This window comes from Planctomycetaceae bacterium (genome assembly GCA_021371795.1).
Classification (GTDB): Bacteria; Planctomycetota; Phycisphaerae; order Sedimentisphaerales; family UBA12454; genus UBA12454.
Map to the genome: position 1 here is coordinate 157,442 of JAJFVK010000021.1, position 15,445 is coordinate 172,886.

Genomic DNA, 15,445 nt, shown 5'->3' on the forward strand with positions numbered 1-15,445 from the left:
AAACTTAAAGTGAAAAACTAAAAACTTATGATTTGGCATGACGGCCAAGACTGCATTAACACATAAATTCTTGCAAAACAAGCAGTTACGCAAAACACCCCAATATCGCCCCAAACCAATATCAACTCCAATTATCTTCAATTAAAAAGATTGCATAAATTCTTTAAATAACTATAATTGTGCAATTCAAAAGATTCGGAAATTGATGTAAATGAAACAGTTAAGAAAGGTAAATATTAGATGTTGACGAAGGAAAAAAAAGGAAAAGTTGTAACCGAATTCAGAACTTCCGAAAAAGACACTGGTTCAGCGGAAGTCCAGATAGCAATTCTTACTACAAGAATTAATGAGCTTACAGATCATTTCAAAAGTCATCCAAAAGACCACGCTTCACGCAGAGGTCTGTTGAAAATGGTCGGCAACAGGTCGGCACTGCTCAAGTATATCAGCAGAAAAGACATCAAGCGGTACAAAGAAGTAATCGGCCGACTTGGATTGCGTAAATAAGTTTCAGTATCTCCCAAAGCGCAGAGAAAATCTCGTGTTGCGCTTTGCTATTTGTTAACATACGAGATACACAAAGAAGATTGAGGTAATAATATTATGGCAGAAGTAATTAGAGTAGAAAAGAAAATCGGCGAAAGTAATTTAATTTTAGAAACAGGCAAAATCGGCAGACAGGCAGACGCGACAGTAATAGTAAGTTACGGCGACACCGTGGTGTTGGCAGCGGTAGTATCAGCACCGCCGCGGTCGGAAGAAATCGACTATTTCCCATTGAGTGTAGAATATAGAGAAAGATTAAGCGCAGCCGGCAAATTCCCCGGCGGCTTTATGAAAAGAGAAGGAAGACCGACCACAAAAGAAGTTCTCACATCAAGATTAATCGATAGACCAATTCGTCCGCTTTTCCCGGACGGATATTTTGACGAAGTACAAATCACAGTAAACGCAATCAGCGCAGACCAGGATAATGACCCTGATGTGTTAGCGATGATTGGCGCAAGCGCTGCCCTTTCAATAAGCAGCATACCTTTCCAGGGGCCAATCGGCGCTGTTCGCTTGAGCAGAGTTGAAGGTAATTTCGTTATTAACCCCACTTATCCGCAGAGAGAAAAATGCGATTTCAACCTTATGCTCGCAGGCAGACGCGACGCGATAAATATGATTGAAGTTGACGCAAAACAACTGCCAGAAAGCGTTGTTGCCGATGGTATCGCAACCGCTCACAAGGCGATTATCGAAGTTTGCGATTTGATTGACGAATTCGTAGCAAAATGCGGCAAGCAGAAACAGGTTCCTGAAATTAAATGGGATCAGCAGCTTGCCGATGAAATAAAGGAAAAATATTCAGCACAGTTCAAAGAGGCTTTCGCAATCATCTCTAAAAAGCAGAGAAACGAAACGCTTAAAGCAATTGTTACCGGCATAAAAGAATTATACTGCACGGAGCAGGACGGCAAAGAAGCAAAATGCACAAAGGTTCTGATGGGCAGAATAATTGACGGCATACAGAGCACAATCGTGCGAAATATGATTTTGCAGGGCAAACGTCCTGACGGCAGAACATTGACAGACATCAGGCCGATAAGCTGCGAAGTTGGAATCCTGCCACGCTCACACGGCTCGGCACTTTTCACACGCGGCGAAACACAGGCTCTTGTCGCCGTTACACTGGGCACAAGCAGCGATGAGCAAATCGTTGACGGACTGCTTGAAGAATACGGCCAGAAATTTATGCTGCACTACAACTTCCCGCCATATTCTGTCGGCGAAGTAAAACCGATGCGAGGACCGGGCAGACGTGAAATAGGCCACGGAGCATTGGCTGAAAAGGCATTAGAGCGAGTCAGACCTGACATCGACGCATTTCCATATACAATTAAAATAGTTTCGGATATTACCGAATCGAACGGTTCAAGCTCGATGGCTTCAGTTTGCGGCGGTATGCTGGCTCTTATGGACGCAGGCGTTCCGATTGTCGACCCTGTCGCCGGCATCTCTGTCGGCCTTGTGCAGGAGCAGGATAAATATGTTCTGCTGACAGACATCATTGGCGATGAAGACCATTTCGGCGATATGGATTTCAAAGTCGCTGGCACAAAAAATGGCATCACTGCGATTCAGCTTGATATTAAATCAAAATCAATATCGCATAATATCGTTGTTGAAACACTCGAACGAGCCAGAGAAGCTCGTATGAAAATTATTGATATTATGACACAGACAATCGCCACACCAAGACCGCAGTTAAGCCAATACGCACCGAAACTGACAAGCATAGATATCGACCCCGAACTTATCGGCAAAATCATTGGCCCGGGCGGCAAGACGATTAAAGCTCTGCAGGAAAAGACCGGCACGAAGATTGAAATCGAAGAAAACGGCACTGTTTATATTAGCTGCGTAGGCGGCGAAGGCCACATGGAGGCACGTCAAATTATTCAGGATATGACTGAACCGCCGACAGTCGGGAAAATTTATCCGAAATCGAAGATTGTTTCCATTAAGGATTTTGGCGCATTCGTCGAAATACTGCCGGGCGTTGAAGGATTGTGCCACATCAGCGAACTTGCGGATGGATTTGTTAAGAACGTAGACGCGGTATGCAAGATGGGCGATATAATTCCTGTCAAACTGCTGTCAATTGACGACCAGGGCAGATTTAAACTTTCAAGAAAAGCTGCTCTTGCTCAAATGAAGGCTGAAGGCGAATCACAGCCACAAGCATAAGTTAATTAAAATCCGAAATTCGAAAGTCGGAATTCGAAATTAATTTCGGATTTCTAAATTCGTTTTTCGGATTTTTTATTTCTATATAATGATGCGGCAAAAACCTCAAAAAACAGAAGCGCGGAAGATTTCGGAGCTTGAGGAGCTAAGCAGGCTTACGGGCGGTCTTGCTCACGAGATGAAGAATCCGCTCTCGATAGTAAAAGTCAATCTCAAGCTCATCAGCGAAGACCTTGCCGCGTCGAAAGACCAAAACACAGTTCGTGCGGCAAAAAAAATCGCCGTCGTGCAGAAGGAAACCGACCGGCTGGAGCAGATTCTCGAAGATTTTCTGCGTTACATCCGCAAAACTGAACTGCACCCTGCTTCGGTCGATATCAACAAGCTTGTGAGCGATATGATTGATTTTTATTCGCCGCAGGCGACCAGCAGGTCGATTACGATTCGACAGGCAATGTGCGGCGAGCCTTTAATTTGTTTTGTCGACAGCAATTCGCTCAAGCAGGTGCTTTTGAATCTGTTCATCAACGCGCAGCAGGCAATGCCCGGCGGAGAACTGATAGTTACAACACAAAAAATGAACAATGATGCTGTAATTACCGTAACTGATACCGGCAAAGGAATCGAGCCGGAAAATCTTGAAAAAATCTTCGACGCGTATTATTCTACCAAAGTCGGCGGAAGCGGACTTGGCCTGCCGACCTCGAAAAAAATTATCGAAGCGCACAAAGGCTCAATAAAGGTTGACAGTATCATCGGCAAAGGAACATCGTTTACAATCCTTCTGCCGCTGGAAAGCAAATACTAAATACTAAGTAATGTCTGAAAAACCGATAATTTTGATAGTTGACGATGAAGCAGGACACGCTGACGTGTTGGCAGAGGCTCTTGCGCAAAGCGGCGGAGAAACTATCGCAATTTACGACGCGAAAAACGCTGTAGAACTGTTGAGCACCCGTCACATCGACATCGTGATTACAGATTTGAATCTGCACAACGACAAAATCAACGGCGTGGATATTTTAAAAACCGCCAAAGAACAAAATCCCGGCAGCGATGTTTTTCTTATTACAGCCTATGCAACGATTGAGACATGCAAAGAAGCGATGAAAAGCGGAGCGTCGGATTATCTTGTCAAGCCGATTGATATCGATCAACTCCGCGCGATGGTCGAAAAAACATTAAAAAAATTCCTCGCAACCGGCCCTGCCGCCAAAAACAAAGACGGTTTTGTTTTCGACGGCGTAATGGGACAAAGTCCGTCGGTACAGTCGGTGTTTTCAGTTCTTAAACGAGTTGCGCCGACAAATATCACCGTCTTAATCGAAGGCGAATCCGGCACAGGCAAAGAATTACTCGCCCAGGCGATACACAACAATTCGCTGCGAAAAAACAACGCATTTAAACCAATCAACTGCGCAGGCCTGACCGAATCGCTGCTGGAAAGCGAACTGTTCGGCCACGCAAAAGGCGCTTTTACCGGCGCAACAGAGGCTCGCAAGGGATTGTTCGAGGTCGCAGATAAAGGCACGCTGTTTCTCGATGAAATCGGAGATATGCCTTTGACGATGCAGGCGAAACTACTTCGTGTTCTCGAAGACGGCATTATCGTGCCGGTCGGCTCGAACAAATCCACTACCGTTGATGTCCGCGTTATAAGCGCGACAAACCACGATTTGGCGAACCTCGTAGAAAAGGAAAAATTCAGGCAGGACCTTTATTTCAGAATCAAAGGTGTCAGCGTTACAGTGCCCGCCCTTCGCGACAGAACACAGGACATCGCAAAACTGGCGGATTATTTTCTGCAAAAAGCGGCACAGGAACTGGGAACGCCTAAAAAAAACATTTCAGATAACGCACTCAATATTCTCAAGGCATACAACTGGCCGGGGAATATTCGTCAGCTTCGCAACTGCATACGCACAATGGCGGTAATGAGCGACAGCGAAAAATTAGAAGTAAAAGACATCCCCGTCGAGATTCATCAGGTTCGCCAGCTTTCCGGACAGGTATCCGCCCCGCTTGGAGGCGTTTCATTGAACGACATCGAACGCAAGGCTATTATCGATACACTCGCAAAAGTCGGCAACAACCGTGAAAAGGCGGCCAAACTGCTCGGCATCGGAGAACGCACACTCTATCGCAAACTCAAAGAATACAACATCGAGATTTAAAATTTAATATTTAAAATCTTAAATTATCGACTTAATTTTTTCTGTCCATTTTTGAGCAGTTGCGTTTACATTGGCTTGTCTCTTTTGTAATTCCTTTGCAAAGCTGTTGCTTTCGAACGTTCCGCGAACTGCGTCGAAATCAGCATCACGAATTTTTTCATCGCCATCGATGCCAAAACCGATTCGCGGCGGAACCTCAAATTCCTTTTGAGCGTCCTGAATAATCATCTCATACAGCTTATGACTTGCCTGCTGCCAAATATTGAGAATTTTAATCACGCCTTCCGAATCGATTTTATTTTTCAATATGCAGTTGAGCTTTTCGCACGCCCACGACCATTTATTGTCCTTGTAATCAGCAAAGCATTTTTGCAGTCTTTGCTGCACATCATCCATCGAAGTCAGCTTTCCGTTTTCAATGTCGCCCAGCAGCAATTCGATATCCGATTGCGGAGCCAGCAGCCCCGCTGCATCGACCCACTTGCCAAGTCCGGAAGCCGGCTGGGCAAATATTTTTCCCAAATCATTGAGATTGTTCAAATTTGCATCGGCAAGTTTTGCTGTCAGACAATCGCCGAGGAATTTGTTAATCGCAAGCGTGTACAACTCTATGCCCTTGTGAATCCATGCGGCCTTCAAATGCAGATTCTGCGAGCACTGCACATCATTGCCGCCGGTTACCGCCTTTAAGTTCAACAGCGTTTCAAGACCGTTGATTATCTTCTGAATGGTGTACGGGCTTAAAACATCAAAAATAATCAGGTCTGTTTTATTCGGGCATTTTCGTTCATCGCGTTTCGGCCATTTTTCACCGTCGCGGATAATGCCTACGGTTCGCAGATTCACGGCCGGCACAACAAAACATTTGTCGTCCTGTTCGTACATATATGAAAACGGCATATCGCCCGTATCGGGATGCTGATAGTGTCTTCCCATCACAACGCAAAACGCGCCGATTCGTACCGGATACATTACATAACCGTCGGAAGCCATTTTAGCGCCACGTTCGAAAATTCCCTGATGAACGGAGCCGACCTTATACATATGATTACTCTGATTCGTTCCGCTGCCTGCGTTGAAGAAACTGAACAGACCCGCGATAAGCAGAGTCGATTTGTGATGGCTGACGGTGTAAGGGCCTGCGAAAATTGAACAAATTTCACCGTGATGGAATCCGCAGTTAGCAAAGCATACGGAATTTTCAGCGGAGAATTGTTTGGTCATTCTCACGGCCTGACCGATAAAGCAATCGGAGATAATCGAGCCTTCGGAAATCTTCACGCCCTCGGCGATAATAAAATCCTTAGCGACAACGCTTGCGCCGACTTCGGTCGGGTCTTCCTTGCAGCTTTTGATTGTGCCATTTTCAAGGCGTTTGATGTTGCCGATAACAGCATACTGCCCGATTCGGACATTCTTAATCGTTCCGCAATTTGTCAGATGAGCGCCTTTGCAGATTGTACCCATATCGGATTTAACGCTGTCGGCATACTGCGTAATCATCTGTTCGAGTTTTTCCAGCACCTTTGTTTTGTGCCGATACAACGCCATAATATACGCGACCTGCGCAGAGAGATTGTCGTAAATCAGTATCTCGCGTCCGCCGGCTTCGTTTATCACAACCGCTTTTGTGCCATTGCCGAAAGTCGTCTTCCCTTCGGTCGCCAGCAAATCGATATGCTCAATTATACACTCATCTTCAATGTTATAATTGGCTATATGACTCAAAACATTCGAAATATAAACATTGTCGCCGATGACGCAGTTGTGAACATGCGCATTCAAAATACCTGCCGGCTTTAGCACACCGCCGTAAAAGCCGACCTGCTTATCGAAAATGCCGAGTTTTATTTTGCCGGAAAACGTTGCATTTTTAACATTGTCCGTTTTAAACCCCGGCAATACAAGAACGTCATTCCAGTTCGCACATTGGCAGTTTTGTTTTTCAAGCTGCTGAATCTGCGATTGCGTCAGCGGTATATGCTTATCTTTCATCGTTTTAGTCTCCGATTATACCAATTGGTATTATTGCTCGCGCGTCGTAAAGTTTGCAACTTCGCTGCCCGCTTCGCTTTACCCGCGGATTCCGCAGCGGCGGAACAGCACGAGATTTTTTTGAAAAATCGGCATTATTTTTTGCCGGTTTCAGATTCCTTCTGCTGCTGCTGCTGCGAGAGCACCTGCATAATATTGCTTGCGCCGAGAATAGCCGCTGCACCTTCGAATCCCTGACTATTGCCCTGAACCAAAACCGTCGGCACCTTAACTATATCGGGACTGGCTTTGGCGGCCTCAAGAATATCCTTGAGCATCGCAAGCTGTAAAACCCTGTCCTGACCAAGTACTTCCGTCTGCGCTTTTTGACCTTCGGCGATTTCAACTAATCTCATTTTTTCACCTTCACCGAGAAATTTAGCTGCATCCTTGCGGAATTCAGCAGCGTCTTTTTCGATTTGAGCGGCCATCAGAATCGGCTGTTGGTCTGCCATCGCGCGTTTCTTTTCGCTTTCGATTCTTGTTTCCTGCGCAATTTTTTCTTCTTCGAATGTTCGCTTGAGCTGGCCTGCGAGTTGTTCTCTCTGTTTGGAGACTAAAAGTTCAGGCGGAATAATCACATCGCCTATTCGTATTTCCTTAATCGAAATCCACGCCTTATCGCCTTCAGGAATAATCTTGGATTCAATTTCATCTTCTATTTCACTTCTCTTGTCTATTAAATCAAATACCTTAATTTTTCCTGCGACGTTTCTTACGACACTTCGAATCGTCGGAGTTAAAATATCGTCCTCAATTTCCTGAATATTTCCAACAGATGCGACGACATAAGGAGCGTTTTCCGGGGAGACCTGCACAAGCACTCGCAAATCCATCGGGAACTCCCAGCCTTCAACTTTAACTGCAATCGCCATATCGGCGGCATTCGGATTAATCGGGATATCAGCTTCGCGGGTCTTCTGCTGAATTTGACCTTCCTGACTGATTTCAAGGTCTATCCAGCGACGATGGTAACCACCGCTGTATTCCCAGGTCTGAATGCGTGTATCAAATTCGATAACCTTAAAAGCATCGTCATTTAAATAATATTGGCCGGGCATTAAGACTTTTTTCCAAACGCCCTTGAATCCAACCGGCACAACTTCAGCTTTCAGATTGAGCCCTGTTACCACGCTTTCAATCGCATTTGGGTCTTCCTTAAGCTGCTGAACGTTAGACTTTACAACGCCGACGTAACCTGCGGGAATATCCTTAACAGGCGTTTTGGCGTCAACAGTAAACAGGTAATTATTAATTCTGTATTTGCCCGGCTTGAGAACTGTAAGCTGCGAACCCTTTTGGCCGCCGTTTTTCAGAAAATACTCTGCGTTGAGCATATCCATAAATTTGCTCTCCTGCCATTCATCGGCAAAGACCTGTCCGCTTTTTAAAGGCAGACCGTCGCTTGCGACAATTTTGCCGCAGAATCCGCTCGGTATCTCCAGCACTGGAAAAAATTCGATTTTGTATATAACACGCAGAAACGGCGAAAAATGGAAACCCGGCGTAAGAATTTGCGCCTGCGGGCCGTTCTCACCGTCAAACGCGATAACCTGTCCCGGCTTCATTTCTCTGCCGAGGTATATTTTTTTCAGATGGCCGACTTCATCGGAGCCGACAATCACGAATGAAGTTGAGGCAAAAAGAAAAATACCAATGCCGAAAAATAACACCGCCACCAGTTTAAAGCCTAAAGACCTGATTGCGTCTTCGTGATTAGTGGAATTTTTATCTCTTCTGCTCGAAACAAACAATCCGATAGCTGTTATTACAAAAACCAAACCTAAAAAAAACTGTACCATTTTCCGTCTCCTTAAAAACCATAAAGGTTAACTGTGTGAAAATTATCAAACCTCTGTACTTCCATATTTTTAACTCATCCGTGCATCCTTATACATAAGGCCAACATTATACGAAATATACATCGCAAAACAATAATAAAAAATCTTCAAAAAAGGATAAATCCGTAACAAAACCGTAACATACGAAGTTTAAAATTCAAAGCTAAAAGTGCAAAACTAATTTAGCTGGTAAAAGTAAGGAAAAATGTTAATTTATTAAAATGGAGTCAAAAATGAAAACACTGAACGTAACCATGTTTATCCTCCTGACTTTTTGCGGGGTGATATCCGCCGCTGCCGAAGTCAAATCAGCCGCTGTTTTGCTGCAGGAGGGAATTTACGCCGAGGAGACCGAAGGCAACCTCGACAAGGCAATGGGAATCTACACACAAATCCGCAGCGATTATAATGACGTCGAACGAATCGCAGCCAGAGCGACTTATCAATTGGGCGCTTGTTATTTGAAAAAAGGAGACAAGGAACAAGCGGCTAAATATTTTGAGGAAGTCGTCGAATATTTCCCGCAGCAAAAAGCCATCGTCGAGAAAGCACAGCAGCAGCTTGACAAATTAGGAATCAAAAAAACCGGCGAATTAGACAGCATCTCAAGCGAACTTGTAAAATATTTGTTTGATTTACAGCGTGACACCTACGCGCAGGCAAAAAAACTGGGAATCAAAAGCAACACCATTGTACATATCGTCGATGAGTCATTTGTAAGAATTCAGGCCGGATTAGTTACGATAGAAAACGACTCTGACAAGCAGATGGAGGGCGATATCACGCTCGGCAACTCCGGCAGCAACGCCCAACTGGAACTTTATGACGAAAATCTTCAGCAGCAGAAGTTCAGAATTGAAGACAATCCTCAAAAGAGCCCAAAATATACATTTATATGGACTGCCGACAAACCGCTATTGCCGGGCGAAACTAAAACTCTCGGATACAGAGCGGTTATGCCTGAACCTCTGCCGAAATCGGCCAAAGGTTACGAAATGACTATGGCCAATATGTTTGGCGATAAGGTAATCGAAAATTTCGTCGCGGTAATACCAACAAGCCTGGAAATAACTAATAATGGAACTAAAAACATAACATCACATCGAAGAATCGGTAATTTTGATGTTTACGTATGGCAAAAAAATGTCCCGCTAAACACTATGCACGAAGAAAATATTGTATTAGGGACAAGGTCGGTTTATTCAGAATCAGCCAAACCAACTGTTGTGGATAGTTTCCCGAAAGCTTATTCAAATGACATTGACCCGGCAACAAAGGAAATCTCTGTAACATTTGATGAAGATATGTTCCAGCACGGCTGGTCATGGTGCAGAACCGGTCCTCTTAGTGACTACCCGACAGTTCTTGGCAATCCGAAATGGAGAGACAACAGAACCTGCGTACTGCCGGTTAAAGTCGAGCCTGCTCGCTCCTATCTTGTGATAATTAACTACGCCCCTTACGAAAGCTTTAAAAACACCGATATGATACCGGCAAAAACTTATGCGATAGTATTCGCAACAAAAGACAATGCCGGCAATTCGACCCAAATCCGTGCAGACCTCCTCCAAAAAGCACAGGAAATTAACGCAAACAGCACCAATCCAGAACCAATCCTGAACACCGTACCGGCAAAAGTAAGAGAATATATTGTTGGAGAGTTTTACAAAACTTTTGAAAAGGCAACGGAAAAAGGCCTGCGAACCAACAGCCATGTGCATATAATTGATAAAGATTTGAACCGCAGCTTTGGCAATGTAGAAATATTCTACAATTCCACAAGCGAAGCAATGGATGGCGAAATTGCAATGGGTTCGAACGATTCGTCTGATATTTACATTTATGATGAAAAAGGCGTCAAACAGAAAATCAGGACGTTCAAAATCCCCGCAAGCAATTACAGATATTTCTGGACACCATCAGAGCCGATTGAGCCGAATGAAAAACGAATGCTGTTTTATAGCTATCCATTCAACAGCAAATTAACCGCAGATGCCAATCAGCAATGTGCCTTAACAATGCAGAATCATTATGGTTCACCTGTAATTGAGGATTTTTATGTCGTCGTGCCGGCAAATTTCGAAATAACTTCGCAAACAGAACCTTATACAAGCCGGGGAACAGCCGAAAGTTTCGATATTTACTGCTGGAGCAAAGAACAGGGAACTGATGTCGTGCACAAAGTACAAATAACGCTTGCTAAAAAGAACTAAAAACAAGGAGACTTAAAATGAAAAATTATAAAAAAATATTTTGTTTTACAATGGCTGTGGTTTTATCAACTTTAATTACTTTAGCAAATGCCGCTGCGCCAAAGGTCGTCAAAACAATCCCCGCAAACGGCCAGCAGGATGTATCGCCTGCACTGGCGCAGATTACTATCGAATTCGACCAGGATATGGACACCGGCGGAATGTCAATTTGCGGCGGCGGACCAAATTATCCGCAAGGCGGCAAAGCACATTGGATAAACAATAGAACGCTTGTAAAGGATGTCAAACTCCAGCCAAATCACGAATATGAAATGAGCGTGAATTGTCCGAGCTATCAGAATTGCAAAGGCACCAACGGCGAACCGGCGGAAATTTATCCGCTGTCGTTCAAAACCGGTTCAGGCTCGGCAAAGCAAAACGCAAACGCGTCTTTGCAGCAATCTTCCGTTCTGCTCCAGCAGGGAATTTACGCCGAGGAAACCGAGGGTAATCTCGAAAAAGCAATGGGAATTTACACGCAAATTCTTACGGATTACACCGAGGTTGAACGCATCGCTGCAAGAGCGGCATATCAGCTTGGCAACTGTTATTTAAAAAAAGGCGACAAGGAAACCGCCGCTAAATACCTTGAGCAGGTAGTAACCAATTTTGCATCACAAAAAACAATCGCCGAAAAAGCACAGGCACAACTTGATAAAATTAAACCAGTGGACGATGTAATTTCCAGAAGTTATATCATCCACTACAAGGCCGTTGATCAATCACAGGATGCCTTTGAAATATACAGGCAAAATCGTGCTGACGGTGTCAGAACACATCATGCAAGCCGCTATACAGAGAATGGCCAAACAATAAACAGCATTTGCACATATACAAACGAAGAAAAAGACAAACTAATAGATGCAATCAACAAAAATAGCAAATTGACGCTGGTAAAAGTAGAATCACCAAAAGCCGCAAAACTTGTACAGGAAATGTACAACGATATAGATGCAAATGGTTTGATACATTTTAAAATGCCGAACAAAATCAAAAATGATGGTTCAGAGCCAATTACAACTAATGGCTTCATCAATTCCGATTTTGTTTCATTAACGAAAATGTATGAGACTAACGGCACAGTGATACCATTTGAAACAACTCATGAAGGCAATATCTATCGTTATAAAATCACATTCAATAAACCAATAATGCCGGGCGAGGAATTTACATATTTTAGTGAAGGCACAATAAGAGGCCTGATAACATCGGTCGTCGGCCAGACAAACACTTTCAGATATTTTATGAATCATTCCCCCGCCTCTGGCGTACCGACTTTGCGTAAAGAAACATATCTGTTGCCAAAAGACGCAGAAGTTATTTTGACAAGTCCGGGTATGCAGCAGACTGCAAAAGACGGCAGAATTGAACTGCACGTTGAAAAAGTAATCCCTCCCGGCGGAAGTATTTTAACTGAATTTCAATATAAACTCGCCGGAGCAACAATCGCTGCAGCCAAACCTCTAAAACTTGAGATTGCGCCATGGCGTGAAAACGAGATGCTTCGTTATGATTTAAAAACCATGGCTAATGCGAAAATCGGCGAAATAATATATACCGTTGATAATATTCTGCGAACAGATAACAACGATATATGCCGAATTGAATCTTATATAAGCGTTGCGGCAAACAACACGCAGCAATTTACGCAGGTAGATGCAAGGATTGATGATATGACTCCAATCTACGGCAGAACTAAAAATCAGTTGGGATATTTTGAGGCAAATTATCTGCCAAATAAAATAAATTTAACAATAAAGACATCTTCAAAATCGCAGAACAACGAATTTACTCCGCAGGAAACTGTTTATGACAATGAAGAAGCATTGTATCTCATCCGCAGAATGCCGCTGGCAGAGAATTATACCGGGAAATTCAATATCTTTCCCGTTCAAAGTGGTGCAATTTGCCAGTCTGAAATCAAAGTTACAGGTAAAGAGCAAATTACTGTACCAGCCGGTACTTTCGATTGTTTTAAAATCGAATTGGCCGTCTATACCAACGAAATAAAAGCATTGCAGCATAACGTTTGGATATCAGCGGATAAAAACAAATATCTGGTCAAATATGATTCAGGTCAGGCAATCATGGAATTGTCACAAATCGGCTTTACGACAAATGTTCCAAATGAAACGACGCAGGAAGGTGTCTCATTTAAACTTCCGGTCGGATGGTACAGCATGATAAATCAGCAGGAAAGCGGATATAAATTCTCAATCCAAATTATCAGTCCGCAAATGGAAAGTTGGGCAGTATTGACAGCCGCACAAGGTGAAGGTATTACATCAATGTTCAGTTCGCCGAAACAGGCAGCCGAGGAAGATATCAAGGTTTTGAAAGGTTATTTCAAAAACTATACTGTAAGAGAAAACAGATGGAAGGATTTGACTATCGATGCGACGCCGGCAGCAGCTTATGAGGCCGACTACGAAGAAAAAGACTCCGCGATGGTTGAGTATCGAACATATATTCTCGGTAAATCAACTGTTTACTGGTTTGTATTTCGCGTTGAAAAAGATAAATTCGAAGCAAATAAGGCAGATTTCGATTCCATAATTAACAGTTTCAGAACCAATGCAAAATAAAATTAAAAATTCGAATCAACTTCGGTGGGTAATATTGCTGCTTGCGATAGCGGTGATACTGCCCACTGCCTGTTTGCTTTGGTTTATGACGCAGGCGGTCAGAAACGAACGTTTGGCGATACGGCAAAAGCTTATCGACAGCTATACCGCACGCGGGCAGGAAATTTTCAAAAAAGCGACAGAAAATTTTACAAACGATACAAATAATTTTTCGTCAACCGTTCAATATGTTCCGCAAAAATTTTCCATTCCATCTGAAGCACTGCAAAAAGCAAAAAAACTTGAATTTACTGACGGCGATATCACCGGTGCCCTTGCGGAATACGAAAAAAACAAAATTTATTCCGACCCTGCGGTTGTTTATGTTGGCTTAATCGGGCAGGCTAGGTGTCTGAAATATTTACACAGATACGATGAGGCAATTAATATCTGCCGACAGTGCATTGACACACAATATTTCAATGATGAGCAAAAAGCAAAAGCGGGATTATTGTTAATTGATTTGTATCGTAAAACAAACAATCAGGACTTGCAAAAAGAGCTAAAACGACTGTTTACCGTAAATTTGTCGATTCCAACGGAAACACAGGTGTTCATTTTAGACAGGCTGACTAAAATAGCAAATGAGGAAAATCTCACACAAAATCTGCCGAAGGAAATCCTTTCTGCTCAAAAGTTCATCGACTCGGCAAATTTAACTATTGCCGCGACTGATTTCCTGGACAAAAACAACATTACAACCGAACCGAACGAATCGTTTTTCAAAATCGCAACTGCCCCGCCGATGTACGGCATATATCAGAATAAAAATCTTCTTTTGGTTACGCAAGAGAAGATGACGCAGTTCTGGCAAAAGAGCATCGACGATTTTACAGACAATTTGGTTTTCTGCAAAATCCATGACGATACAGGAACAATAATTAATAAAAATACGACCGATGGTGAATTATTTTCAACTCTGAAACTAAGTAATAATTTCACCGGCTGGAAAACTGAACTTTATCTTCGTTCCGGCGTTTTTAAAGAAGCCGCCGACAAAAAAAGAGTCATTTATATCTGGGTCGCTTCAATTGTGATTATTCTGATGCTCGCAAGCACACTTCTGGCAAGCTCGGCGGTTTTAAAACAGGCAAAACTCAACAAGCTCAAAAACGATTTCATCGCAACCATTACGCACGAACTAAAAACTCCGTTGGCGTCAACTCGCCTGCTGGTCGATACGCTTTTGGAAAACAAATGCCAAAACAAGCAGCAGGAGATGGAATATTTGCAGCTTATCGCGAAAGAAAACGCCCGCCTTGGTCGGCTGATTGATAATTTCCTGACATTCAGCCGAATGGAACGCAACAAGCAGGTTTTTGAAATTACAAAGACAAGCCCTGTCGAAATCGCAACCGCTGCCGCCGAGGCAATGCACGCGAAATTTGAAAACGCCAATGTGCACTTCACGCTCGATATCGCCAAGCCTATGCCGATGGTAAACGCCGACAAAGACGCGATAACAACAGTACTTGTAAATTTGCTCGATAACGCGTATAAATACTCGAACGAAAATAAGCAGATTGAACTGAATGTATTCGTTGAAGATTCAAACGTTTGCTTTGTGGTAAAGGATAATGGTATTGGAATGACGCGGAGGCAGATGAATAAAGTGTTTGATAAATTTTATCAGGCCGATAGCTCCCTGTCCCGCAAAGTCGAGGGAACAGGTCTTGGCCTTTCGATAGTTAAATTTATCGTCGATGCGCATAAAGGCAAAATCAGCGTCGAAAGTAAAATCGCAAAAGGAAGTGAATTTATCGTCAGGATACCAACTGTATAAGGAG

The 15,445-nt window shown here is 43.4% G+C and carries 9 protein-coding genes; 7 read left to right on the forward strand and 2 right to left on the reverse strand.

Annotated elements, in window-relative coordinates; translation table 11 throughout:
• The first annotated feature begins 240 nt into the window (after positions 1 to 240).
• From rpsO to LLF92_11475, 4 genes are all read left to right on the forward strand, one after another.
• The gene (gene rpsO / locus LLF92_11460) at positions 241 to 507 is read left to right on the forward strand and encodes a 30S ribosomal protein S15 (protein MCE5341722.1); all 267 of its coding nucleotides are present in this window, start codon (positions 241 to 243) and stop codon (positions 505 to 507) included.
• A 96-nt stretch (positions 508 to 603) separates the two neighbouring features.
• Entirely contained in the window at positions 604 to 2,733 is a 2,130-nt protein-coding gene (gene pnp, locus LLF92_11465; protein ID MCE5341723.1) for a polyribonucleotide nucleotidyltransferase, read from the forward strand.
• 88 nt (positions 2,734 to 2,821) lie between these two features.
• Complete coding sequence (locus LLF92_11470; protein ID MCE5341724.1) at positions 2,822 to 3,541, forward strand: two-component sensor histidine kinase; 720 nt, start codon at positions 2,822 to 2,824, stop codon at positions 3,539 to 3,541.
• Between the two features lie 10 nt (positions 3,542 to 3,551).
• Positions 3,552 to 4,907, forward strand: coding sequence for a sigma-54 dependent transcriptional regulator (locus tag LLF92_11475; GenBank protein ID MCE5341725.1), 1,356 nt, complete (start codon positions 3,552 to 3,554; stop codon positions 4,905 to 4,907).
• An 18-nt stretch (positions 4,908 to 4,925) separates the two neighbouring features.
• Here the strand turns inward: LLF92_11475 and LLF92_11480 are convergent, their stop codons facing one another.
• Positions 4,926 to 6,902, reverse strand: a complete 1,977-nt coding sequence (locus LLF92_11480; GenBank protein MCE5341726.1) for a DUF4954 family protein — start codon at positions 6,900 to 6,902, stop codon at positions 4,926 to 4,928.
• Between the two features lie 134 nt (positions 6,903 to 7,036).
• Positions 7,037 to 8,743 (reverse strand): hypothetical protein, encoded by a 1,707-nt coding sequence (locus LLF92_11485; protein MCE5341727.1) that lies wholly within the window; start codon positions 8,741 to 8,743, stop codon positions 7,037 to 7,039.
• A 272-nt stretch (positions 8,744 to 9,015) separates the two neighbouring features.
• Between LLF92_11485 and LLF92_11490 the strand changes: the two genes are divergently transcribed.
• From LLF92_11490 to LLF92_11500, 3 genes are read left to right on the forward strand one after another with little or no spacing between them, the layout of a single operon-like run.
• Positions 9,016 to 10,995 carry a tetratricopeptide repeat protein gene (locus LLF92_11490; GenBank protein ID MCE5341728.1) on the forward strand — a complete coding sequence of 660 codons (1,980 nt, stop codon included), beginning with the start codon at positions 9,016 to 9,018 and terminating at the stop codon, positions 10,993 to 10,995.
• Between the two features lie 17 nt (positions 10,996 to 11,012).
• Positions 11,013 to 13,619 (forward strand): DUF3108 domain-containing protein, encoded by a 2,607-nt coding sequence (locus LLF92_11495; GenBank protein MCE5341729.1) that lies wholly within the window; start codon positions 11,013 to 11,015, stop codon positions 13,617 to 13,619.
• Positions 13,609 to 15,441 carry a HAMP domain-containing histidine kinase gene (locus tag LLF92_11500; GenBank protein MCE5341730.1) on the forward strand — a complete coding sequence of 611 codons (1,833 nt, stop codon included), beginning with the start codon at positions 13,609 to 13,611 and terminating at the stop codon, positions 15,439 to 15,441. Before LLF92_11495 ends, LLF92_11500 begins: the two co-directional genes overlap by 11 nt.
• Positions 15,442 to 15,445: the final 4 nt, after the last annotated feature.